A 22,795-nucleotide genomic window follows, 5' to 3' on the forward strand; every position below is an offset into this window, starting at 1 on the left:
ACCGCCCGGAAATCCGGGCTTTTTACGCATATGGAGTATAATTTCAGGCAGATCGAACGGAAATGGCAGGAGCACTGGGTAAAAACCGGGGCTTACAAGGTCAGCAACAACAGCAGCAAGCCCAAGTGTTACGTGCTGGACATGTTCCCGTACCCTTCCGGGGCGGGTTTGCATGTGGGCCATCCGCTGGGGTATATTGCATCGGACATATACGCCCGTTTCAAACGCCTTAAAGGATTTAACGTGCTGCACCCGATGGGGTACGACGCATTCGGCCTTCCTGCCGAGCAGTACGCCCTCGAAACCGGTCAGCACCCGGCCGTGACCACGGAAGCCAATATCAATTCCTTTCGCAGCCAGCTGGACAATATCGGTTTCTGTTTCGACTGGGACCGTGAGTTCCGTACCAGTGACCCTTCTTACTACAAATGGACGCAATACATCTTCCTCCAGCTGTTCAACGCCTGGTATAACCGCCACGCAAACAAAGCGGAGCCGGTGGAAACGCTCGTACGCATCTTCGAGGCCGATGGCAACGCGCACCACGAATGCCCCGGCGACCGGCAGATCCGCTTCAATGCCGACGAATGGAACCAGTTTTCCTACGAGCGCCAGCAGGAGATCCTGATGGAATACCGCCTGGCTTACCTGGCTTATGCCGAGGTGAACTGGTGCCCCGCGCTGGGTACCGTGCTGGCGAACGACGAAGTGGTGAACGGCGTGAGCGAACGCGGCGGCCATCCCGTGATCAAGAAAAAAATGCGCCAGTGGTTCCTGCGGATCACCGAGTATGCGGACAGGCTGCTGGAAGGACTGGAAAAAGTCTCTTACAGCGAGGCCATGAAAGACATGCAGCGCAACTGGATCGGCAAAAGCCAGGGCGCGGAGATCAAATTCAACATCGCCGGTTCGCTGGACGACATCGTGGTGTACACTACGCGGCCGGACACTATTTTCGGCGTGGACTTTATGGTGATCGCGCCGGAACATGAGCTGGTGGAACGTATCACCACTTCCGAACAACACGAAGCGATCGCAGCATACAAAGAATACGTACAAAGCCGCTCCGAGCGCGAGCGTATGGCCGAGGTGAAACAGATCACCGGCTGTTTTACGGGCGCTTACGCGGTCAATCCTTTCGACGGCCGGAAAATCCCGATCTGGACATCGGAGTACGTACTGGCCGGTTATGGCACCGGCGCCATTATGGCCGTGCCCTGCGGCGATCAGCGCGACTTCAGCTTTGCCAAACATTTCAATATTCCCATCACCAATATCCTGGGGGATGCGTTTAACGGTGAAGAGGCCAATCCGACCAAGGAAGGCAAACTGTTCAACAGTGATTTTATCACCGGCGTGGAAATGAAAGAAGCCATGAACCTGGTGGTCGACAAAATAGAAAACCTTGGCATCGGCAAGCGGCAGATCAATTTCCGCATGCGCGACGCGGGTTTCAGCCGCCAGCGTTATTGGGGCGAGCCGTTCCCGATCCTTTACCGCAATGGTATTCCCGAGGCGCTTCCGGAAGACCAGTTGCCGCTGGAACTGCCGCACGTGGAAAATTACCGTCCGGGCGAAGAAGGCGAAGGCCCGCTCGCGAATGTGACCGACTGGGTGAACCTGCCTGCAGCCGCGGGCACTTCATTGCGCCGGGAAACCAATACCATGCCCGGTTATGCCGGCAGCAGCTGGTATTTCCTGCGGTATATGGACCCGCATAACGACCAGGCTTTCTGCGACCGGAAGATATCCGATTACTGGGGCCAGGTTGATCTTTACATCGGCGGCACGGAACATGCCGTGGGGCACCTGCTCTATTCCCGCATGTGGACGAAAGCCTTATTCGACCTGGGTTTTATCGGCTTCGACGAGCCATATAAAAAACTGGTGAACCAAGGCATGATCACCGGCAGCAGCAGGTTGGTATACCGTGTTCGCGGTACGAACCAGTATGTGTCTGCCGGGCTGAAAGATAAATACGACACCGACGAGCTGCACGTGGACGTGAATATCGTAGACGGCGTAGAGCTGGATACCGAGGCGTTCCGTCAGTGGCGCGCAGATTACTCCAATGCCCAGTTCATCCTCGAAGACGGAAAGTACATTTGCGGCACACTCTCCGAAAAGATGAGCAAAAGCAAGTTCAACACCGTGAACCCGGATATGCTGGTCGATAAGTTCGGCGCGGACACGTTCCGTATGTACGAAATGTTCCTCGGGCCGGTAGAGCAGAGCAAACCCTGGGAAACCAAGGGCATCGAGGGCGTACACCGTTTTCTCAAGAAGTTCTGGCGCCTGTTTATGGACGAACAGAAGGGCCTGATCGTAAAAACCGGCGAGCCTACGGCCGACGAACTGAAAACTCTGCACAAGACCATCAGGAAGATCGAGGAGGATACCGAGCGTATGTCGTACAATACGGCAGTGAGCGCGTTCATGGTATGCGTAAACGAACTGACCGACCTGAAATGCAATAAAAAAGCGGTGCTCGAGCAAATGCTCGTGTTGCTGACGCCTTATGCTCCGCACGTCTGCGAAGAGCTGTGGCAGGCGATCGGCAACAGCGGTTCCGTGCTGGATGCTTCCTTCCCTGTATTCGAGGAAAAATACGTGGTGGAAAGCACCAAGGAATACCCTGTTTCCGTGAACGGCAAACTGCGTACGACCATTAATATTTCACTGGACGCGAGCACCGAAGAAGTGCACCAAATCGCACTTTCCAACGAGGTGATCCAGAAATGGACGGACGGGCAAACGATCAAAAAAATCATTTTTGTGCCCGGCAAGATGATCAATGTGGTGATCTGATGCAAGGTTGAATGATATCGGTCCCGGTTGAATTGTTTCACCCGGGATTTTTTTTGTCGCCCGTTTGCAGGATGGCAGTGCTTCGCTGCGGTCTGGTTGCATCGGCTGATCATACCTGCGCGGTATCCGCCGCTGTCTCCTTTTTGCATTATTGGCATAACGTTCTGTTGCCACCATGGCTACTGCGACCATGGGCTGCTGCAGCCAGTAACGCTATATACCGGCAATCCGGCACTTATCTGTTTTTGATTCTGCTTTGCTTACCTATATAGCAACCAGCAGCCCCATGCGGGCGTAAAGCCTCCAGCGCTTCGTTTTTCTAATGCCCTGCACTAAGACATGCCGCTGTGATCGCAGCCGTAGTTATCAACAATGCCTGTATCCAAGTTGTTCCCTCAACGATCGCGATCGCCCCATCTCCCGCGATCATGCAGCCGCCTCCTTCCAACGAACACGGCCACAGCCGCCGCGACGTTCCAAATGCAGCCAATCCTCCCCTTTGTCTTCATCCGGCCTCGTTATCCGGCCTCTTTATCCGGCTTCCAGACCCGCTCCGACGCCCTGCACCACAGCGGCCTAATCCCTGCGCCCGTACCCACAGCAAATGATCTTGCAGTAAATAATCATGATAAAAGGTTTCCACATCCCGCGATTCCTTCTTAATTTCCCATTAACTAAAATCACCCAGCTTTATGAGAGCTTTAATCCCCGTGCTCCTGGCCGTTTTCCTGTACCCGCCGGCCCAGGCGCAAACCACAGAAGCCTATTTCACCACCTATCCCACCCTTACCCCGGATGGACAGACCGTGATCTTCAGCTACGAAGGCGACCTCTGGAAAACAGATATACAACGTCCCCAGGCTACCCGCCTCACCGCCATGCAAGGCAATGAGACCCTTCCCAAGGTATCCCCCGACGGCAAGTGGATCGCATTTACCGCTACCCAGTTCGGCAACGCAGACGTTTTCCTGATACCCATAGACGGCGGCGAAGTAAAACAACTCACCATCCACGAAGCATCGGACCAGGTGGAATCCTGGAGCTGGGATTCCCGCTCCGTTTATTTCACTTCCAGCCGCTCCGGCAATGCCCACAGCTACAAGGTCGGCATCGACGGCGGAACGCCCGTGCGCGTATTTCCCCACTTCTTCAATCTCATCCACAACGTAGTGGAACATCCCACTTCCGGCGAACTGTTCTTCAACGATACCTGGGAAAGCAGCTCCATGGCGAACCGCAAACGCTACAAAGGCGACTTTAACCCGGATATCCAATCCTACATACCCGCCACCAAAACCTATAAAAGGTATACCGATTACCGCGGCAAAGACCTCTGGACCACCATCGACCGCAAAGGGAATATCTATTTCACCTCCGACGAAAGCAACGGCGAATACAATCTTTACACCTTCGCAGGCGGCGCCAAAAAAGCGCTCACCAGTTTTCCCACTTCCATCAAAAGGCCCTTTGCCAACGCCAACGGCGGCAAAGTGGTGTTTGAAAAAGACTACCAGATATGGATTTACGATGTTGCAGCCGGCAAAGCCGAAAAGCTGGCCGTCAAACTCTTCCGCAACCCTGTGCTTCCCAAGGAACAGAACTTCGAGGTAAAAGACAAGATCACGCACTTCGACGTTTCTCCCGATGGTAAAAAACTGGCCTTCATTTCCCGCGGTGAGCTGTTTGTATCAGACATCGAAGGCAAATTCGTAAAACAGCTCTCCCGCCCCGAAGAACGCGCGGTGCAGGTGCAATGGCTGGCAGACAACCGCACGCTGCTGTTCAACCAGACCCTCAACGGCTACCTCAACTGGTATACCATACCGGCGGACGGTAGCGGCAACGCCAAACAACATACCGGCGACAAACGCAACAACCGCGCGCTGAACATGAACAAAAAACGCACACAGGCCGTGTATCTCAGCGGGCGCGACGAAGTACGCATCCTGGACCTCAAAACCCTCGAATCCAAAACCATCGTAAAAGACGAGATCTGGGCCTTCCAGAACGCAGACCCCAGCTTCTCACCCAACGATGAATACGTTGTGTTCACCGCCTACCGCAATTTTGAGCAGGACATCTTCGTACACAACCTGAAAAAAAATACGACCACCAACCTCACCGGTACCGGCGTTACGGAAACGTATCCATACTGGTCGCCCGACGGGAAATATATTTACTTCACTTCTTCCCGCACCAAACCCGCTTATCCGTTCGGAATGAGCAACGCGAAAGTGTACCGCATCGCGCTGGAGAAAGTGGACCAGCCTTTCCGCGCCGATAAATTCGACGAGCTCTTCAAAAAAGAAGAAAAGAAAGATACTTCCAAAACAGCCGCCAAAACCGAGCCCGTCGTGAAAGACATCACGATCGACGCGGAAAAGATCATGCAGCGCACGCAACAGATCAGCCCCGACTTCGGCTCCCAATACGGGCCTTTTCATATTTCGCAGAAAGGCGATAAAACCACCGTATACTACGCCTCCAATCACTCCGACGGCAAATCCGCATTATGGAAAACCGTGATCGAGCCATTCGAGGAAAATAAAACGGACAAGATCGCCGGCACCGAAAGAGGTGTATCCGTTATCTGTGAAGTGGACGGCAAACTCTACGCGCTCGCCGGCGGCAATATCAACAAGCTGAACCCCGACGCCAACAAGCTCGACGTCATCAATATCAACCAGTCTTTCTACCGGAACCTCAGCGCCGAGTTCAGCCAGATATTTTATGAAACCTGGGCCAACGTGGAAGAAAATTTCTACAATGCAGACTTCCACGGCGCCAACTGGGCCAGGCTCCGCGACGATTACGCCCGCTTCCTCCCATATATCAACAACCGCGCGGACCTGCGCGTGATGCTCAACGATATGCTGGGCGAACTGAATTCTTCACATCTCGGGTTCAACAGCTACGGCGATGAAGAAAAGATCACGCTGAGCTACCGCACCATGGAAACGGGCATCCAGTTCGACAACCTGCAGCCCTACAAGGTAAACCGAATCATCACCAACAGTTCGGCAGACAAACAGAACATCGACATCCGGCAGGGAGACATTCTCACCAAAGTGAACGGCACGGCGGTAGATAACAAGCTCTGCCGCGATCAATACTTTACCCGCCCCGCCTTCGAAAGAGAAATGACGCTTACCTTCGAACGCAACGGCAAACCATTCGACGTAAGGCTGCACCCGCAACCCTACTACTATCTCAACGATCAGCTCTACGACGAGTGGATCGCGGATAACGAAAAACGCGTAGACCAGCTCAGCAACAACAAAGTAGCCTACACCTGCATGAAAAACATGGGCACTTACGAGCTCGAAAAATTCCTGATCGACATGGCCGCCAAACTCGGCAGCAAAGACGCGCTCATTCTCGATCTCCGTTACAATACCGGCGGCAACGTGCACGACGAAGTGCTGAAATTCCTGTCGCAGCGCCCGTACCTGCAATGGCAATATCGCGAAGGCAAACTCTCCCCCCAGCCTAACTTCGCCCCCGCCGGCAAACCCATCGTACTGCTCATCAACGAACAATCGCTGAGCGATGCGGAAATGACCGCCGCCGGTTTCAAAGCACTGAAACTCGGCAAGATCATCGGCACGGAATCCTACCGCTGGATCATTTTCACATCCGGCAAAGGACTGGTAGACGGCTCGTTCTACCGCCTGCCTTCCTGGGGCTGCTACACGCTCGACGGCAAAAACCTCGAGAAAGAAGGTGTTTCCCCGGACATCTATGTAAAAACAACTTTTACGGACCGGATGGAAAACAAAGACCCCCAGCTCGAAAGGGCCGTGCAGGAAGTACTGAAAGACATCAAATAACCCGCGACACGCCTCAATTTTCCCGACAGGGCCGGCACGCACCGGCCCTGTTTTATTTCAGCTCCTGCTCCATAAAAGCCCGCAGGTCTTCCGGTTCCAGCAACATACTGCGCAAAGCGGTCCTCACCGTGAATTGCGGAACAGGGTCCTGGTACATGCGGATAATGACAGGCCTGTATTTACCCGGACGGTGCCACTTCTCAAACCCGCCCGGAACAAACCTGAACTGGAACCCTTTCGACATTAAAAACGAGCGGAACAAATCCAGCGGAATACCGGACGGCAAACGATCATCGGTCATAACAAACAGTCTGGCGGTTAACACATCAAAACATTCAGGAAGCATTCGCCCGCGGGTAAGGCATATCGATCGTGCAGGTAAAACCCCGCACCGCCGAACCGTTCCGGATCAGCTTCAGCATATCGGTAATACCAGCTTTTTCCTCCAGCGGCGGCCAGATCAGTTCATCCCCGAAAGACCAGCCACGAGCGATCAGGTCTTCTTCCAGCATGCCCTTCTGCAGCATATCCTTAAAAAATTCCCGCAGGATCACTTCCAGGCATTCCTTCGCATCGCGCCGCGATTCGCCGTAACCGCTCAGGTCCAGCCCGGGGAGATGCGCGTGGAAACTTCCCTGGTCGTCCTCGAACGTAAGCCCCTGCAGCCTCACAGGGCAGTAGTCCTTCCCGGCGAGGTCCAACGAAAATCTGTCCATAAACATGCATTTTTTTCAATGTTGCGTTGGGGTAAAATTAAGTGAAGGGGGGAACCGGGGGAAAAAAAGAGGCTGAGAAAATCTCATGTTAAAAATAGAATATCTCCGTATTTTGGATGTATTCTGAAAAGTATAATTATTAACTTGTCGTCATGAAAAGGATCACCACCGTACTGCTGCTCTGCCTCTTCGCCGCCGCCACCGCGCTGGCGCAAGACCGCAATATCCGCGTCATGTCTTTCAATATCCGTTACAACAACCCGAAAGACAGCGCCAACGCCTGGCCTAACCGCAAAGACAAGGTCGCCTCCCAGGTTCTCTTCCACCAACCCGTTATCCTCGGCGTCCAGGAAGCCCTCTGGGACCAGATGGAAGACCTCGCCCAACGCCTCCCGCAATATAAGTTCGTTGGCGTAGGCCGCGACGACGGCGATAAAAAAGGCGAGTTCTCTGCCATTTTTTACGACACTACCCGCCTGCAACTGCTGCAATCCCAAACCTTCTGGCTGTCTGAAACGCCCGAAACCGTTGGCAGCAAAGGCTGGGACGCCCAGCTTCCCCGCATCGTGACCTATGCCCGCTTCCGCGACCGCCTTACCAAAAAAGAATTCTACCACTTCAATACCCATTTCGATCACCGGGGCAGGACCGCCCGCCACGAAAGCGCCAAACTACTACTGGAAAAAGTTGCAAAAATCAGCGGCAAACTGCCCGTCGTAGTCACCGGCGATTTCAATGCCATGCCGAAAGACGATCCCATCCGCGTGATCACTGACGAACAAAACCCGCTTCATCTCAAAGATTCCAAACCACTCAGCAAAATACCGCATTACGGGCCCGATTGCACGTTCAACAGCTTCCAGCCGCACGAAACCGCCAACGACCCGATCGATTATATTTTCCTGAAAGGCAACTGGAAAGTGCTGCAACACGCCACCATCACCCAATCATGGAAAGGTTTGTTCGCCTCCGACCACTACTCGGTTTTCGCTAATCTCACTTTATAAAAAGGAAAAGGCCGCTTCAACAGCGGCCTTTTTTTTAGTCTTTATTTTCCGGCGCAATCCGCGTCGGCGCGTCTTTCCCGCCTACAATACTCCCCGAACTGACAGCGATCGCCTCGATGATGTCCGCGATATTCTTCATGTCCAGCGATTCCACTTCGTCGTTTACGCTGTGGTACAGCGTATCCTTGTCGATCTGCGTGGTGGAAATAGTATGGGCCGGCACGCCGAGTCGCGCGAGCGTCGCATTGTCTGACCGGTAAAAAAGCCGCTGTTCCGGGTAAGGGTCAGGGTAAAAACGGAAGCTGGAGCCCTCGAGGTTCGCCTGCAATATCTTCCCGAAGTCCGACCGCTCGAAACCCGTAATGAACGCGCTGTTGCGGCCAAATTTGGATTCCTTTCCGATCATTTCGATGTTGAACATCGCCACGATCTTCGCGGGGTCCAGCTGCCGGGAAAAATAACGCGACCCGAAGCCGCCGATCTCTTCCGCGGTAAAAGCCGCGAATATCACACTGCGCTCCGGCGCATGTTCCCTGAAATAATTCGCCAGCAATATCACCGCCGTAACACCCGATGCATCATCGTCCGCACCATTGGCGATACTATCTCCTTCTTCCGCTTTTTGTATGCCGATGTGGTCGTAATGTGCGGAAAAGATCACGTATTCATCCGGTTTGCTGCTGCCTTTGATCATGCCGGCCAGGTTGTGAAGATGTTTTGGTTCCGCAACCGCGGAAGCCGAATCCAACGGCAACACTTTCCGGCCGCTGGTGATGAACCGCTGCAGGAAGTCCTTTTCCCCGGGAAGCGGCTCCAGTCCTGCTTTGCGGAACTCTTCCGCTATAAAAACGGATGCTTTTTCGATGCCCGGCGTGTAGGTCATGCGGCCCTGCATGCTGTCTGCCGCCAGCGTGCTGATGATGCGGGTCACTTCCGGTTCGCTGATCTGCTGTGCCTGCGCGGGCGCGATTCCCGCCGCCAGTACGCCTAAAAGGCATAGTGCGCTTAATTTCATGGATGGTAAAGATTTCGATAAAAATAAAGGAAATATCCTCTACAATTTCTCATTACTTTTGGTGCTGAAAGGCGAAGATATGTCCAATTCAAACCTGAGACCAGATGAGAACCGGCTGAGCGCCGCGGAGAAAGAATTTGAGAACAGCATCCGGCCCAGGGAAATCATTGATTTTTCCGGGCAGGACCAGATCATTGAAAATCTCAAGATATTTATCAAAGCGGCGAAAATGCGCGGCGAGGCGCTGGACCACATCCTGTTCCACGGCCCCCCGGGGCTGGGCAAAACCACCCTTTCCCGCATTGTGGCCAACGAGCTGGGCGTGAACATCCGTGAAACTTCCGGCCCGGTGATCGAAAAGCCGGGCGACCTGGCCGGCCTGCTGACCAATCTTGAGCCGAACGACGTACTGTTTGTAGACGAGATCCACCGGCTGAGCACGGTGGTGGAAGAATATCTTTATTCCGCGATGGAAGATTACCGGATCGATATCATGATCGATTCAGGCCCCAACGCCCGTTCCGTTCAGATCAACCTGCACCCTTTCACGCTGGTGGGCGCCACCACGCGCTCCGGCCTGCTTACCGCGCCGCTGCTGAGCCGCTTCGGCATCAAAAGCCGGCTGGAATATTACTCCGCAGGCACCTTGCAAAAGATCATCTGGCGCGCGGCGGGATTGCTGGGCTCCAAGATCACGTCAGACGCGGCGGCCGAGATCGCCCGCCGTTCGCGGGGCACGCCGCGTATCGCCAACGGCCTGCTGCGCCGTGTGCGCGACTTTGCGCAGGTGGTGGGCAATGGCGTGATAGACCTGGAGATCGCGCAGTTCAGCCTTAAAGCGCTGAGCGTAGACGAATACGGCCTCGACGAAATGGACAACCGCATCCTGAACGTGATCATCGAAAATTTCAAGGGCGGCCCCGTGGGCATTACCACCATTGCCACGGCAGTGGGCGAAGAAGCGGGCACGCTGGAAGAAGTGTACGAGCCTTTCCTGATCCAGGAAGGTTTTATCAAACGCACGCCGCGCGGGCGTGAGGTAACGGAAAAAGCCTACACGCATCTCGGCAAAACCCCGCTGAAAGGCGGCTCCAACCTGTTATTCTAAATTATTCCCCGCATAAAAAAAGCACCGCATGCGGTGCTTTTTTCGTTTTATGAAGCAGTTGTCTTAATCTTTCACTACCAGCCTGAAACCATTGCCGTGGATGTTCACGATCTCGATATTCGAATCGTCTTTCAGGTATTTGCGCAATTTGGCGATGTACACGTCCATGCTGCGGCCGTTGAAATACGTATCGCTGCCCCAGATCTTTTTCAGCGCCACTTCGCGCGGCAGCAGGTCGTTTTTATGCTCGCAAAGCATGTGCAGCAGCTCGTTTTCCTTGGGGGAAAGCGTATGGCTGTCGCCGGCTTTGGTGAGGGTGCGGAGCCTTGAGTTGAAGTGATATTGCCCGATATTGAACTCGAACTGTTCTTCTTCCTTATTGCTCAGTTCCTGGTTGCGTTTGAGGATGGCTTTTATTTTCAGCAGCAGCAGCTCACTGTCGAAGGGTTTGGAAATGTAATCGTCTGCCCCCAGCTTGTAGCCCTGGATAATGTCTTCCTTCATGGTTTTGGCGGAAAGGAAGAACAGGGGGATGTCCGGGTCTACATCGCGGATCTCTTCGGCCAGCTTAAAACCGTCCATATTGGGCATCATGATGTCCAGCAGGCAGATGTCGAACTTCTCGCGGCGGAAGGCGGCGAGCGCCAGTATGCCGTCCCTGCACAATTCCACGTCGTAATCGTTCAGTTCGAGATAATTTTTCAATACCATGCCGAGGTTGGTATCGTCTTCCGCCAGCAGGATCTTAGGTTTGCGTTCTTCCATATCTAAATGATTTTAAGCTGCAACAAATATAACTATCTTTTCTTCACCAGGGAGCTGAGGGCATGGCGGAGGTTGCTGTAATTGATCATGTCCACCTTGATGCTGCCCACGGAAATGGGGCTGTCTATGCGCAGGGGTATCTTGTTCCCGTCGTCGCTCACCCACACGGTCATTTGCTCGCCGCCTTCGAAGATAGTGCCTTTAATGAGCAGGGGCTTGAATTTGATGGCCCTGAACGTGCCGAAGCGCGTGGATACTTCCTCTTTGCCCATGTACCGGATGTAGATGTTGTACACTTCGTCGTCGAGGAACATGGTGAAGGGTATTTTGTCTTCCGGTTTGTATTTGGAAAAGTCGATGTTGCGGGCGTAATAGATGGCGCTGATCACGTCCTGTATGCAATTGGGCACTTTGAAGGTGCCATTGGTGCTGGTGGCGGTGCCGGCTTCGCGGTTGAAGCCTACGTTGTTGTAAATGGTATGGCCGCCTTCGCTTACGTTGCGGATGAAGCGCATGGGCAGCATGGTGGCGGTATCGATATAACTTTCGTATTTGTCGCGTACTTTGAAGATCCAGTCGTAGGTGCGGTAGGTGCGGCCTTCGCCGATGACGTGGTATACGTCTTTGCCGTTGTAACGTTCCAGTTTGGAGGAAAAAGTGGCTTCGCCGGCGCCTACGAATACGCTGCCGAGGTTGTAGAACACCTTGAGGGTGATGGATTCGCCTACTTTGAAGCTGGTATTGGTGATGCCGCAGAAGTTATCCTGCGCGCCGGCGCCGGTGGCTAAAACAGTTAACCCGCAAAATAACAATAGAAAATACTTCATCGATCTGTCGCTATTTGTCCTTGAAAATTTTTACCCCCAGCAGCAAAAGGCTGCCGATGGCAGCGGGTAATACCAGGTTGATGAGCCAGATGGCTACGGTGGCGGCGAGGATGCCGGCCGTATTATCGCTCAGCAATCCCAGGAAATGAAGGCTGACGCTTCCCCTGAGCCCGATCTCCGCGATGGCGATGGTGGGTAACACCGCCATTACGATATAGATCACATTGATCATGAAGAAACCCTGCCACCACACAAATGACACGCCCAACGCATATAATAAAATCAAATATTGTGCCGAGAACACCAGGTAACGCACCGTGCTCAGCAGCAGCAACTTTTCGAGTTCCTTCGGGGAATACCGGGCGATGATTTGTATGAAGACCTTTATTTTCCGGAGCCAGGGTATTTTGTCCACCAGGGTAACAATGATCCGCAACCGAAAATAAAGGATTAAACCGAGCGCGCAAATAACCGTGAGCACACTTAACAGTAATTTCTCGGCCGTTCCCGGCGAAAAGTACCCGCTTTTGCCCGTAATCCCGTATTTATTAATGTAATATACAAACCCGACGATCCCGAAAACCGCGGTGACGATCAGCTGGGAAAAGCTGCCCACGATGGTGGCGGCGATGGCTTTGAGTTTGTTCGTATTGCGCAGGTACAGGATGCGCCCACCGTATTCCCCGATGCGGTTGGGGGTGTTCACGGAAAGGGAAACGCCGCTGAGAATGGCCCCGAAGGCTATCTTGAAGGGTATTTCCTCCAGCGGTTTCACCAGCATCTGCCATTTGCGGGCCTCGAGGCCCCAGTTGACGAACATCATCGCCAGCACGAGCAGCATCCAGGCCCAGCCCTGGCCCAGTACCGTTTCCTTCATATGCTGCCAGGCCGCGGGGAGGTTTTGCTGGTGCTGCACCTGCTGGTAGATCGCGAAGGTCAGCCAGATGCACAACGCCCCGCCAAGCACATAATTGAGGATTATTTTGGTACTTTTGTTCAGACGTTTCAGAGTTTTGGCAAAAATAGTCTCCGCTTGGCAAACAATACGAAAATAATTCTCGGCATCGATCCCGGAACGATCATTATGGGGTACGGGTTGATCGCCGTAACGGGTCAGCAGGTACGCATCATCGAGATGGACGTATTGAAGATGAACCCGAAGAAAGACCATTACGAGCGGCTGCAGGCGATACACGACCGGATGATCGGGCTGATCAGGCAACACAAACCCGTTAGTTGCGCTATCGAGGCCCCGTTTTTCGGGAAAAACGTGCAGAGCATGCTGAAGCTGGGAAGGGCGCAGGGCGTGGCGATCGCTACGGCCATGCAGGCAGGGGTGCGTGTGTCGGAATATTCCCCGAAAAAGGTGAAACAGTCGATCACCGGCAATGGCAACGCCAATAAAGAGCAGGTGTGGCAGATGCTGCAGCGGATATTAAGCTTCAGCGAACAACCCGAATACCTAGACGCCACGGATGCTTTGGCCGTAGCGGTATGTCATCATTTCCAGGAAACCAGCCCGCTTCCAGCCGCCGGCAAATCAAAGGGCTGGGACAAATTCCTTCAGCAGCATCCGGAAAGGCTTTGCAAGCCATAGCGTCAATTGAACAAAAGAGGGAGGCCGATGTTTGTTAATTGAGAAAATGTACTTATTTTGAACTTAAATAAGGCTGAGGCGCTTTAAAAAGTACCATAAAGCGCAGCAAACTGCAACGTTACAAATGAAATTTTATTCCTTTTATCACCCCTAATATTTTTCGTAGATGGATACGAAGGCTAGAATATTACTAGTGGAGGATGATTATAACCTGGGTGCAATTACCAAAAAACGTCTGGAAGAATCGGGATACGAAGTGACGCATTGCTCTGATGGCGAAATTGCCTGGAAAACGTTTCAAAAAAGCCTGTACGACATATGCCTGCTCGATGTGGTAATGCCCAAAAAAAACGGGTTTGAACTGGCCAAGCAGATCAGGCAGCGAAACGACCTTATTCCTATTCTTTTCCTCACCTCCAAGTCGCAGGACGAAGACAAGATCAGCGGTTTCAAACATGGCGCGGACGACTATGTTACCAAACCATTCAGCATGCAGGAGCTGCTGCTGCGCATCGAGGTATTCCTCAAACGCACGCGGCCGCTGAATGCAGATAAACGCACCACGTTCACCGTCGGCAAAACCACCTTCGATTACGGGGAGCTGAAGCTGATGGACAAATCAGGGAAACTCAAAGCCAGCCTTACCCAAAAAGAGGCCGACCTGCTGAAATTCTTCTGCGAGAACGCCAACAAGACCCTCAAACGCGAAGAGATCCTGTACCACGTGTGGGGAAAAGACGATTATTTTCTGGGAAGAAGCATGGACGTGTTTATCACGAAGATCCGCAAACACTTCCTGGACGATAAGGATGTGAAGCTAGAAACGCTTCACGGCATCGGTTTCAAATTCTATGTAACGACCTTGTAAAACCTACAATCCCGCTACAATACGATCCTGTACCTGCTTAAACTCCTCCGGGCTCAATTTCAGCTTTGCCCGCGTAAAGTTCAGATCATCCGCAGAATTGATTGGCACCAGGTGCATATGCGCGTGCGGCACTTCCAGGCCCACTACGCTGACGCCTACACGGTTACATGGCACCGCCGCCTCGATGGCGCGGGCGATCGGTTTGGCAAACAGCAGCCATTCCGCCAGCAGCTCGTCGCTCACATCGAAAAACTTGTCGGTTTCCACTTTGGGGACGATCAGCGTATGCCCTTCCACCAGCGGGAAAATATCCAGGAATGCGTAAAACCGGTCGTTCTCGGCAATTTTGTAACTGGGTATCTCGCCCTTGATGATCTTGGAAAAAATTGTCATGGTAACAGGTTAAGCAACTACTAATCTACGGTATAAATTCTCATAAAAAAAGGCCCCAAGCCGGGGCCTTTTCAATATGCAGCGCCGCGTGAACGTCACACGGTGATATGATCGATCTTGAATTTCATGGTGCCGTTCGGCGCCACCACATCCGCCTCGTCGCCTACCTTTTTGCCCAGCAGGCCTTTGCCGATGGGCGAGGTCACGGAAATTTTACCCAGCTTCAGGTCCGCCTCTTTTTCGGACACCAGCTGGTAAGTCACCGTTTTTTTATTGGCCAGGTTGGTGATGGTCACTTTGCAGAGAATGGAAACCTTGGAAGTATCGATGGCATCGGCTTCCACTACCCTGGCGGTGGCAATGGCGTTTTCCAGCACGGCTATTTTTGCCTCGTGAAGGCCCTGCGCCTCTTTGGCGGCATCATATTCGGCATTTTCCTTCAAATCACCTTTTTCACGGGCTTCAGAAATAGCCCTGGCAATCTCAGCCCTTCCTTTAGTTTTGAGTTGCGTAAGCTCATCCCTCATCTGTGCAAGGGTCTCTTTGGTTACATAATTTACGCCAGACATAACCTTGTTTTGATTTAGTATAAAGAAAAAAAAATTAACGCCCCCGCTTGCGCGGAGACGTCAATTCAGTATGATTATTGCAAATATAACGAAAATATATTGTAGCTCTACACCCTGTTTCACATATTAAAATCGCTAATATACAACGCTCCCGGGGCCGCTAAACGTTTAGCTTTTCCAGTACGATCTTCGCCATTTTCACGCTCGCTTCGTGCGAATAACCGGCAATGTGCGGGGTGATCACCACCCGGGGGTGCGACAGCAGATAAGCGAATTGCCGCTGCTCCGTTTCATTGAACGTATCCAGCTTTTCGTTCTCCAGCACGTCCAGCCCGGCGCCGGCCAGGGTATCGTTTTCCAGCGCCGCGATCACGTCTGCCGTGCTTATCACTTTGCCGCGGGAGGTATTGAGCAGGTATACGCGTTTGGCGAAGGACTGAAAAAAAGCCAGGTTGCCCATATGCCGCGTTTCGTCGTTGAGCGGAAGATGAAAACTCACCACGTCCGCCTCCCGGAAAATCGTGTCCAGGCTCACTTCTTCCACCAATTCGTTGCCGAATCCCTGTTTGTATTTGTCGTACGCGATCACCCGCATGTCGAACCCGCGGAGCTTGCGCGCAAAAGCGCTGCCGGTGTGGCCGTAACCGATGATGGCGACGGTTTTGCCACCCAGTTCCCAGGCCCGGTTGCCGTCTCTTTCCCAGATGTTCTGCCGTAGTTCCAGGCTGCTTTTCAGCAAATTGTGCATCAGCATGATGAGCATGCCCACGGCCTGTTCGCCCACGGTTTCGCGGTTGCCTTCGGGGCTGCTCGCGCAATGAATGCCTTTGCTTTCCGCGTATGCCACGTCTATCAGCTCCATGCCGGAGCCCAGCCGGCCGATCCATTCCAGGGAAGCGGCGCGGTCTATCACGGCCTTATCTACTTTAATGCGCGTGGTCACGATCAGGCCCTGCACGTCGTGAACGGCCTCCAGCACCTGGCTGTAGGTGATGGAAGGCTGATAAATGACCGTATAACCTCTCAATTCCAGTTCGTTGACCAGGTATTCGTGGACCTTTGCGGTGATCAATACTTTTTTGCTCATAACATCTGTTCGGCCAGGGCTACAAAATCCGCTACGGAAAGTTCCTCTGCCCTTTTTGTAAATATCGGTTGCTGTAAATACTCCTTGTCGAAATACGCTTTCAGCGGGTTGCGCAGCTGTTTGCGGCGTTGCCCGAAAGCAGTTTTGACGAGCAGTTTGAATTTCTTTTCGTTTTTTACTTCGTACGGCTGCTCCAGCCGGGTAAGCCTGATCACGGCGCTTTTTACCTTGGGCGGCGGGTTGAAGCAGTTTTCATGCACTTCGAAGAGGTATTCAATTTTGTAATATACCTGCAGCAGCACGCTCAGGATGCCGTATTCCTTACCGCCGTGGCTGGCCGCGATGCGCTGCGCCACTTCTTTCTGGAACATGCCCACTACCACCGGCACCTGGTTTTTCCATTCCAGCACCTGGAACATGATCTGCGTGGAGATGTTGTAGGGAAAGTTGCCGATGATGGAAAACTGGCCTTCGTAGGGCGGCTTCATGTCGAGGAAACTCTCGTTGACCAGTTTTCCCCTGATGGCGGGAAAGGTGTGTTCGAGGTACTGCACCTTTTCGGCGTCCAGCTCAACGGCCTTGAACTGCAGGGGCAGCTCCAGCAGGTATTTGGTGATGGCGCCCGCACCCGGGCCCACCTCCAGCAGCTGCATGCCTTCCTGCACGGGCAGGGCCTCCACGATCCGGCGGCACATGTTCTCGTCCCGGAGGAAATGCTGGCCTAATGATTTCTTGAGCGTATACATGAAATGGAATAAGCCGCAAATTTAAGGAATCCCCGGCAGTTTGCCCCCGCCCCGTGATCTGTCAACATTTCACCGTATATTTGTCAGATACTTTTCGCAGATTATGAGCACACCCACTACACATACGCACCGCCCCGTGATCGGGATCTCGGTGGGAGACCTGAACAGCATCGGGATGGAAATCATCATCAAGACCTTCGCGGACAATCGTATGCTGGAAATTTGCACCCCGGTGATCTTTGCCTCCAACAAAACGATCAATTTTTACCGGAAGCTGCTCAACGAAAACAACTTCAATTACCAGAGCATAAAAGATTTCACCCGCCTCAACCCCAAACAGGTAAGCGTATTCAACTGCTGGGAAGAGGAAGTGCAGATCACCCCGGGCATTCTCAACGAAACCGGCGGCAAATACGCCGCGCGGTCGCTGGCCGTGGCTATCGAATGCCTGAGAGACCGGCAGATCGAAGGCCTGGTAACCGCGCCCATCCACAAAAAGAACATCCAGAGCAAGGATTTTAACTTCACCGGTCATACCCCCTACCTCCAGCAGTCGTTCCAAAGCAAAGACGTGCTGATGTTCATGACCGCCGAAAACATGCGCGTGGGGCTGCTCACCGAGCATGTGCCCGTTGCGGAAATTGCAAAATACGTTACGAAAGAGAACATCCTCAGCAAGCTGAATATCATGAAAGACAGCCTGGTGAAGGACTTTGGCATAGACAACCCGCGTATCGCCGTGCTGGGGCTTAACCCGCATGCGGGAGACGAAGGGCTGATCGGCGACGAAGAGATCAAACACATCACCCCCGCCATCAAACAGGCCAAACAAAACGGCATCCTCGCCTTCGGGCCCTACAGCGCCGATGCGTTCTTCGCCCGCGAAATGCACGCCCGCTTCGACGGCGTGCTGGCCATGTACCACGATCAGGGGCTGATCCCCTTCAAATCCCTCGCGCAGGGCGAAGGCGTGAATTATACCGCCGGCCTGCCCATCGTGCGCACTTCGCCGGACCATGGCACCGCTTTCGACATCGCCGGTAAAAACACGGCAGACGAAGCATCTTTCCGCCAGGCGGTTTTCACCTGCATCGACGTGATCACCCAAAGGCAGCAGTACGAGGAAAATACCCGCAACCCGCTCAAGAAAACGGAGCTGATTTCCGAAAAAGGCGCGGTGTAATTCATAGATAAAACGAGGTCATTTCCATAAATCCTTCCCCTTCCTCATAAAACAGCTCGTTGCGGCCGTTCAGCTTGAACTCTACGTCCTGCAGCGAATCCACGCCCGCCACGTCGCCATGCAGCAGCGATATGAGGCGGAACATGCGCGGCCGGCTGTAGGTCTGGAAACTTCCCCCGATAAATGTTTCGATCTTCTGTTTAAAAGCTGCGTACATGGGCAGCGTATGTTCCGGCACGTAATCTTCCGGCAACAGGTAATCCAGCATCGCCACGTTCGTTTTGTTCGGCGTTCTGAAAGCATGCATGGTATTGAGGAACTGTTCGTCCCGGATGTAATGGATCAACCCTTCAAACACAATAATGGCAGGCTTTTCAGGAGAATACCCCGCATCCCGGAGCTTATCCAGCAGATGCAGGGTATCCGTGATATCCGCCTGAATGAAATGTATAATGGATGGTTCGGGCAAAATCTTGTTGTATAAAGCCGATTTTAAGGGAATATGCGCATCGTCCACTTCAAAAATGCCGCTCACGGCATCGCGGCGGTTCTCCATCAGCCAGAGCGACAGCGGGTCCAGCCCGGCGCCGAGGATGCACACCTGCACGGGAAGATCGTTGTCCAGGTATTGTTCCAGCAGGTAGCGGATGAATTTTTTGCGGTAAAGCACGATGTCTGTAAAATGCCTGAACACTTTGCCGATCTCCGCGGAAACTTCCTGCACGCCGTCAAGATCGAGCATGGTATAATACCGGGCGGCAAGCCCGGAGGTGTAGAGGGGACGCGCCTGCAGCATTACAATCGCGGCGGTGGGCGCCACTTTGAGTTTTTCAAGTAGTTCCATCCTGTGTCTCTTTAAGGGTATACAATGTGCGCTGCGCGGACGATGAAGTTAACACACAACGCTGCATCCCATTGTCAGTTATGGAACGGAGTTCATTTTCTTTTTCCGGCGAAGAGGTAGGATTGAATGGAGCTGACGTAGGACTGGAAAGCGGCTTCGCCTTTTTCCGTGATGCGGCAGACGGTTTGCGGGTAATTGTCGCGGAACTGTTTGATCACTTCGATGTATTCCGCTTCTTTTAGTTTGTTGATCTGCACACTGAGGTTGCCCGCCGTGGCGTTTGTTTTTTCCTTCAGTGAGGTGAACTCTGCTTCGTGCTCGCTTATCAGTACCGACATTACGGCCAGCCTTAGCTGGGAATGCAGTACCGGGTCCAGTTCTTTAAAGTTCATCAACAGTTGTTTGGTGTGAATGTGAAAATCACGGGCAGGATGGTTTCCTGCCCGTAAAGTAATAAAAATTTATGGTACCTGTTTCATCAGCTCTTTCACGTACGCTTCGCCCCAGTTCGGCGCAATGTCGCTTTCCGGTTTGAAAGCCGCGTATTTTTTCAGCGCGAGATCGAACATTTCTTTCGCTTTTGTTTTGCTGCCGCCGAATGCTTCGGGCGTGTACAGGAAGTTCTGGCCTTTCAGCACGAACACGCGGGGATTTTCCGGGTTCTGTTGCTGCGCGGTTTCAAGTAGCTCCGCAGATTCCGGGCCGTATTTCATGCCGCGGGTCATCGGGTCCACGCCGATGCGTGCGGAAGCGATCAGGGAAAGAATGCAGGATATCTCGGAATCGGGTCCTTTCAACGCCTGCGCCTTTTCGATGTTCAATACCGCTTTGTCGATGATCTCGTCCGTCTTGCTTTTGTTTTCCGTAACGAACGCTTCGTTCACACGGCAATACGCCGCGTAATAATAAGGCAGCCACTGCGTTTTTTCCGCTTCCGCGATACGCTCGAAAGTGTTGGCCAGCTGCTGCATGCCCGCGGGGCTCCAGGTGCTGCCGCTGTCGATCAGCATGATCTGCTGTTTCATGGCGTCTTTGAACTGGTCACTTTGCGCCTGAACGGTGAAAATGGTGCCGGCTACAGCCATTAAAGAAAAAAGGATCCTTTTCATATGATGTCGGGTTTAGATGTTTATTGTCTGTCTATTACTTCCTGCCTGCGGTCGATGCCGAAGCTCATGAACATGCCCACGAAGAAAAAACGCGGCGCCATCGGGCCAACCATGTTCCTGCGCAGGCCGTCGGAGGAATAACGGAAACCGTATTCCTGGTCGTTGCCCAGCGCGTTGGTAACCGATAAAACGAATACGGTAAAGGCTTTCCCGACGGTGGTGAGATAATTCACGTTAACGCCGAGCGTGTTGAGGGAGCGCGTGCGGTCTTTCATAAACTCGCTCTGCGGGCGGTTTGGATTGTAATACGGCCGGCCTGTTGCGAATGAATATGTTGCGCCCAGGTTCAGCTGCACGGATGGAATATAATGTTTGTACACGAGCGATGCGGTATGGTCCGCCGCAAAGTCCGGCTGTACTTCATACGGGTAATTCAGGTAATCGCGTTTGGTATCGAGATACGAATAGGAAATCCAGTAGTCTACGTTTTTGAAGGTTTTCCGGTCCCTCCAGAACAGCTCCACGCCTTTCGCATAGCCGGTGCCGTTATTATTGAAAGAGGGAACGGTCTTCATCAGGTCGTGATACTTTTTGTAGAACACTTCGGTACGGAACGTGAAGAACTCCGATACGCGCTGATAACTGGCGATGTAATGCGTGGCGCGCTGGTAGTTGAGGCCGCGGAAAAAACGGAGGTACTGCTGCTCGGGTTTCTGGTAAAACTCGCCGTACGCGAAAGCCACCTGGCTTTTGGGGTCGAGCTTGTACGCGAGCGAGGCGCGCGGTGCGATGTTGGCGGCTTTGAGCACGGAAGTGTATTCGAAGCGGGCGCCGAAGCGGCCCACGAAACGCGGCGTAAAATACACGTCGGTTTCCGCGAACGTGGCCGTGTAACTGTCTGCATAATCCGCATGCATATCGTTGAGGGCGCTTCTTTCATCGTCGTATTGATACTCGCTGCCAAAACGCAGCATGGAAAATTGGCCGAGGTTTTTGCTCACCACGGTGCGCACCTGCGTAAAATCCTGCCGGGCTTTGATATGACTGGGCTCCGGCGATTTGTTGATGGTATCCATGTACAGTTTGTCGCGGTTGGTGCTGAACGACGTGCCCAGCTGGATCTTCCAGCCATTGCCCAAACTTTCTTTATAACTGATATTCGTATAGGCATATTTGTTATCCACCCTGAATTCTTCCTTGTCGCCCGGGTATTCCAGGCTTTCGCCGAGGAAGCCGAACTTGTTCCAGCTGCCGGTGAAAAAAACTTTCAGCATGCCGTTCTTCGAGGTTTTAAGGCGGTAATTGGCGGAGAAGTTGAGATTCTGCGGGGCTACTACCGGCTCCTGCTGTTGTTTCACCAGTTTGAAATAGGGGCTGAGGTTCACGTAATCCGCTTCAAAGCCGTACCCTGTTTTTTTGTCCTTCGACAATTTATCCACGCCCACGCTTCCCCCGATGCTCATGATTCCGATAGAGTACGACGAACGTTCCGGCAGGTCGATGGATTCGAGGATGAGCGCGCTGGACAGACCCTGGCCGTAGAGCGCCGAATAACCGCCGCTGCTGAAGGTGGTGCCTTTGAAAAGGAAGGGCGAAAACCGGCCGCGCGCCGCAAAGTCAGGCATGCCGGTGGTGAAAGGGTTGCGCACGATCATGCCGTCTATGAAGGTTTGTGTTTCGGTGCCTGTGCCGCCGCGCACGAACAGGCCTTCTTTTTCACCCACCTGTTGCGCACCGGGCAGGGTTTTGAGCGCGCTCACGATGTCTCCGTTGGCGCCCGCGGTGGTCACGATGTCCAGCGGTTTGAGCATGGTGTTTTTCTTTTCGTCGCTGGCTTCGAAGCTGCCGGCGGAGATGGTCACCATTTTAAGCTCGTTCACGGTTTCTTTTAATACGAGAACAAAATCGGGCTGGCCGGGGCCGAGGACCGCTTTTATTTCGAGCGTTTGATAACCGGTGAGCGAAGCGGTGAGGAAACGTTCGCCGGTGGCGGAAGTGGGAAAGGAAAAGCTGCCGTCTTTGGCGGAGGTGGCGCCGTCGTAGGAACCTTTAACGGCGATGTTGACGCCGGCCAGGGGCCGTTTTTTTACGTCGGTAATCCGGCCTTTTACGATGGTTTGCGCCTGGGTAAGCAGGGGCAGCAGGAGCATCAACAGGATGGGGAATGGCTTGAGCATACAGTCAGGTTAAATGGTGAATCAAAAGTAGACTAGTTTATAGTATAAACCAAGTGACCGGCAAAAGGCTGGATATCTGAAAAGTAGAGATTGATTCATTTTCAACCTGTTACAAAACCGGTTTTTCGGTAAAACGGGGTAAAAAG

General features: G+C 53.1%; 21 protein-coding genes. 7 read left to right on the plus strand and 14 right to left on the minus strand.

What is annotated here, in order from left to right:
* Positions 1 to 30 precede the first annotated feature (30 nt).
* A complete protein-coding gene (gene leuS / locus J7I43_RS09465) occupies positions 31 to 2,808 on the plus strand; it encodes a leucine--tRNA ligase (protein WP_209145428.1) in 2,778 nt (925 codons plus the stop codon).
* Between the two features lie 692 nt (positions 2,809 to 3,500).
* Entirely contained in the window at positions 3,501 to 6,638 is a 3,138-nt protein-coding gene (locus tag J7I43_RS09470; RefSeq protein ID WP_209145429.1) for a S41 family peptidase, read from the plus strand.
* A gap of 52 nt (positions 6,639 to 6,690) precedes the next feature.
* Here J7I43_RS09470 and J7I43_RS09475 read toward each other — a convergent pair whose 3' ends face one another.
* Together J7I43_RS09475 and J7I43_RS09480 are read right to left on the minus strand one after the other, a co-directional pair.
* Positions 6,691 to 6,939: a hypothetical protein gene (locus J7I43_RS09475; protein WP_209145430.1), complete on the minus strand. Its 249-nt coding sequence runs from the start codon at positions 6,937 to 6,939 to the stop codon at positions 6,691 to 6,693.
* 34 nt (positions 6,940 to 6,973) lie between these two features.
* On the minus strand, positions 6,974 to 7,354 hold the full coding sequence (locus tag J7I43_RS09480) for a hypothetical protein (protein ID WP_209145431.1): 381 nt from the start codon (positions 7,352 to 7,354) through the stop codon (positions 6,974 to 6,976).
* 152 nt (positions 7,355 to 7,506) lie between these two features.
* Here J7I43_RS09480 and J7I43_RS09485 point away from each other — a divergent pair, with 152 nt between their 5' ends.
* Positions 7,507 to 8,361 carry an endonuclease/exonuclease/phosphatase family protein gene (locus J7I43_RS09485; protein ID WP_209145432.1) on the plus strand — a complete coding sequence of 285 codons (855 nt, stop codon included), beginning with the start codon at positions 7,507 to 7,509 and terminating at the stop codon, positions 8,359 to 8,361.
* Positions 8,362 to 8,395: 34 nt separating this feature from the next.
* On the opposite strand, the gene J7I43_RS09490 is transcribed toward J7I43_RS09485, so the two are convergent.
* A complete protein-coding gene (locus J7I43_RS09490) occupies positions 8,396 to 9,376 on the minus strand; it encodes a M20/M25/M40 family metallo-hydrolase (RefSeq protein WP_209145433.1) in 981 nt (326 codons plus the stop codon).
* Here J7I43_RS09490 and ruvB point away from each other — a divergent pair.
* Positions 9,375 to 10,484, plus strand: coding sequence for a Holliday junction branch migration DNA helicase RuvB (gene ruvB / locus J7I43_RS09495; protein ID WP_317197067.1), 1,110 nt, complete (start codon positions 9,375 to 9,377; stop codon positions 10,482 to 10,484). The two genes, J7I43_RS09490 and ruvB, sit on opposite strands and share 2 nt — an antisense overlap.
* 63 nt (positions 10,485 to 10,547) lie before the next feature.
* Here ruvB and J7I43_RS09500 read toward each other — a convergent pair whose 3' ends face one another.
* From J7I43_RS09500 to J7I43_RS09510, 3 genes are read right to left on the minus strand one after another with little or no spacing between them, the layout of a single operon-like run.
* Positions 10,548 to 11,249 carry a response regulator transcription factor gene (locus J7I43_RS09500; RefSeq protein WP_209145434.1) on the minus strand — a complete coding sequence of 234 codons (702 nt, stop codon included), beginning with the start codon at positions 11,247 to 11,249 and terminating at the stop codon, positions 10,548 to 10,550.
* Between the two features lie 32 nt (positions 11,250 to 11,281).
* Positions 11,282 to 12,076 carry a DUF3108 domain-containing protein gene (locus J7I43_RS09505; RefSeq protein ID WP_209145435.1) on the minus strand — a complete coding sequence of 265 codons (795 nt, stop codon included), beginning with the start codon at positions 12,074 to 12,076 and terminating at the stop codon, positions 11,282 to 11,284.
* Between the two features lie 10 nt (positions 12,077 to 12,086).
* Positions 12,087 to 13,043: a lysylphosphatidylglycerol synthase domain-containing protein gene (locus J7I43_RS09510; RefSeq protein ID WP_209145436.1), complete on the minus strand. Its 957-nt coding sequence runs from the start codon at positions 13,041 to 13,043 to the stop codon at positions 12,087 to 12,089.
* Positions 13,044 to 13,109: 66 nt separating this feature from the next.
* Here J7I43_RS09510 and ruvC point away from each other — a divergent pair, with 66 nt between their 5' ends.
* The gene (gene ruvC, locus J7I43_RS09515) at positions 13,110 to 13,673 is read left to right on the plus strand and encodes a crossover junction endodeoxyribonuclease RuvC (RefSeq protein ID WP_209145437.1); all 564 of its coding nucleotides are present in this window, start codon (positions 13,110 to 13,112) and stop codon (positions 13,671 to 13,673) included.
* 166 nt (positions 13,674 to 13,839) lie between these two features.
* Positions 13,840 to 14,541: a response regulator transcription factor gene (locus tag J7I43_RS09520; RefSeq protein ID WP_209145438.1), complete on the plus strand. Its 702-nt coding sequence runs from the start codon at positions 13,840 to 13,842 to the stop codon at positions 14,539 to 14,541.
* A 3-nt stretch (positions 14,542 to 14,544) separates the two neighbouring features.
* Here J7I43_RS09520 and J7I43_RS09525 read toward each other — a convergent pair whose 3' ends face one another.
* From J7I43_RS09525 to rsmA, 4 genes are all read right to left on the minus strand, one after another.
* Entirely contained in the window at positions 14,545 to 14,934 is a 390-nt protein-coding gene (locus J7I43_RS09525) for an HIT family protein (protein WP_209145439.1), read from the minus strand.
* A gap of 95 nt (positions 14,935 to 15,029) precedes the next feature.
* Complete coding sequence (gene greA / locus J7I43_RS09530) at positions 15,030 to 15,503, minus strand: transcription elongation factor GreA (RefSeq protein WP_209145440.1); 474 nt, start codon at positions 15,501 to 15,503, stop codon at positions 15,030 to 15,032.
* A gap of 160 nt (positions 15,504 to 15,663) precedes the next feature.
* On the minus strand, positions 15,664 to 16,590 hold the full coding sequence (locus tag J7I43_RS09535; protein WP_209145441.1) for an NAD(P)-dependent oxidoreductase: 927 nt from the start codon (positions 16,588 to 16,590) through the stop codon (positions 15,664 to 15,666).
* Positions 16,587 to 17,336 carry a 16S rRNA (adenine(1518)-N(6)/adenine(1519)-N(6))-dimethyltransferase RsmA gene (gene rsmA, locus J7I43_RS09540; RefSeq protein ID WP_209145442.1) on the minus strand — a complete coding sequence of 250 codons (750 nt, stop codon included), beginning with the start codon at positions 17,334 to 17,336 and terminating at the stop codon, positions 16,587 to 16,589. Before rsmA ends, J7I43_RS09535 begins: the two co-directional genes overlap by 4 nt.
* Positions 17,337 to 17,439: 103 nt before the next feature.
* Between rsmA and pdxA the strand changes: the two genes are divergently transcribed.
* Entirely contained in the window at positions 17,440 to 18,519 is a 1,080-nt protein-coding gene (gene pdxA / locus J7I43_RS09545; RefSeq protein WP_209145443.1) for a 4-hydroxythreonine-4-phosphate dehydrogenase PdxA, read from the plus strand.
* A gap of 1 nt (position 18,520) precedes the next feature.
* On the opposite strand, the gene J7I43_RS09550 is transcribed toward pdxA, so the two are convergent.
* From J7I43_RS09550 to J7I43_RS09565, 4 genes are all read right to left on the minus strand, one after another.
* A complete protein-coding gene (locus J7I43_RS09550; protein WP_209145444.1) occupies positions 18,521 to 19,363 on the minus strand; it encodes a class I SAM-dependent methyltransferase in 843 nt (280 codons plus the stop codon).
* 92 nt (positions 19,364 to 19,455) lie between these two features.
* Positions 19,456 to 19,755, minus strand: coding sequence for a winged helix-turn-helix domain-containing protein (locus tag J7I43_RS09555; RefSeq protein WP_209145445.1), 300 nt, complete (start codon positions 19,753 to 19,755; stop codon positions 19,456 to 19,458).
* A gap of 69 nt (positions 19,756 to 19,824) precedes the next feature.
* Positions 19,825 to 20,472 (minus strand): hypothetical protein, encoded by a 648-nt coding sequence (locus tag J7I43_RS09560; protein WP_209145446.1) that lies wholly within the window; start codon positions 20,470 to 20,472, stop codon positions 19,825 to 19,827.
* Between the two features lie 20 nt (positions 20,473 to 20,492).
* The gene (locus J7I43_RS09565; protein WP_209145447.1) at positions 20,493 to 22,649 is read right to left on the minus strand and encodes a TonB-dependent receptor; all 2,157 of its coding nucleotides are present in this window, start codon (positions 22,647 to 22,649) and stop codon (positions 20,493 to 20,495) included.
* Between the last annotated feature and the right edge of the window lie 146 nt (positions 22,650 to 22,795).

The organism is Chitinophaga chungangae, from assembly GCF_017742215.1.
GTDB classification, from domain to species: Bacteria; Bacteroidota; Bacteroidia; order Chitinophagales; family Chitinophagaceae; genus Chitinophaga; species Chitinophaga chungangae.

What these genes read in the sequence shown, in the direction of transcription:
- leuS (WP_209145428.1), top strand. Translation starts at nt 31, where the DNA reads ATGGAGTATAATTTCAGGCAGATCGAACGGAAATGGCAGGAGCACTGG.
- J7I43_RS09470 (WP_209145429.1), top strand. Translation starts at nt 3,501, where the DNA reads ATGAGAGCTTTAATCCCCGTGCTCCTGGCCGTTTTCCTGTACCCGCCG.
- J7I43_RS09475 (WP_209145430.1), bottom strand. Translation starts at nt 6,939, where the DNA reads ATGACCGATGATCGTTTGCCGTCCGGTATTCCGCTGGATTTGTTCCGC.
- J7I43_RS09480 (WP_209145431.1), bottom strand. Translation starts at nt 7,354, where the DNA reads ATGGACAGATTTTCGTTGGACCTCGCCGGGAAGGACTACTGCCCTGTG.
- J7I43_RS09485 (WP_209145432.1), top strand. Translation starts at nt 7,507, where the DNA reads ATGAAAAGGATCACCACCGTACTGCTGCTCTGCCTCTTCGCCGCCGCC.
- ruvB (WP_317197067.1), top strand. Translation starts at nt 9,375, where the DNA reads ATGGATGGTAAAGATTTCGATAAAAATAAAGGAAATATCCTCTACAAT.
- J7I43_RS09490 (WP_209145433.1), bottom strand. Translation starts at nt 9,376, where the DNA reads ATGAAATTAAGCGCACTATGCCTTTTAGGCGTACTGGCGGCGGGAATC.
- J7I43_RS09500 (WP_209145434.1), bottom strand. Translation starts at nt 11,249, where the DNA reads ATGGAAGAACGCAAACCTAAGATCCTGCTGGCGGAAGACGATACCAAC.
- J7I43_RS09505 (WP_209145435.1), bottom strand. Translation starts at nt 12,076, where the DNA reads ATGAAGTATTTTCTATTGTTATTTTGCGGGTTAACTGTTTTAGCCACC.
- J7I43_RS09520 (WP_209145438.1), top strand. Translation starts at nt 13,840, where the DNA reads ATGGATACGAAGGCTAGAATATTACTAGTGGAGGATGATTATAACCTG.
- J7I43_RS09525 (WP_209145439.1), bottom strand. Translation starts at nt 14,934, where the DNA reads ATGACAATTTTTTCCAAGATCATCAAGGGCGAGATACCCAGTTACAAA.
- greA (WP_209145440.1), bottom strand. Translation starts at nt 15,503, where the DNA reads ATGTCTGGCGTAAATTATGTAACCAAAGAGACCCTTGCACAGATGAGG.
- J7I43_RS09535 (WP_209145441.1), bottom strand. Translation starts at nt 16,590, where the DNA reads ATGAGCAAAAAAGTATTGATCACCGCAAAGGTCCACGAATACCTGGTC.
- rsmA (WP_209145442.1), bottom strand. Translation starts at nt 17,336, where the DNA reads ATGTATACGCTCAAGAAATCATTAGGCCAGCATTTCCTCCGGGACGAG.
- pdxA (WP_209145443.1), top strand. Translation starts at nt 17,440, where the DNA reads ATGAGCACACCCACTACACATACGCACCGCCCCGTGATCGGGATCTCG.
- J7I43_RS09550 (WP_209145444.1), bottom strand. Translation starts at nt 19,363, where the DNA reads ATGGAACTACTTGAAAAACTCAAAGTGGCGCCCACCGCCGCGATTGTA.
- J7I43_RS09555 (WP_209145445.1), bottom strand. Translation starts at nt 19,755, where the DNA reads ATGAACTTTAAAGAACTGGACCCGGTACTGCATTCCCAGCTAAGGCTG.
- J7I43_RS09560 (WP_209145446.1), bottom strand. Translation starts at nt 20,472, where the DNA reads ATGAAAAGGATCCTTTTTTCTTTAATGGCTGTAGCCGGCACCATTTTC.
- J7I43_RS09565 (WP_209145447.1), bottom strand. Translation starts at nt 22,649, where the DNA reads ATGCTCAAGCCATTCCCCATCCTGTTGATGCTCCTGCTGCCCCTGCTT.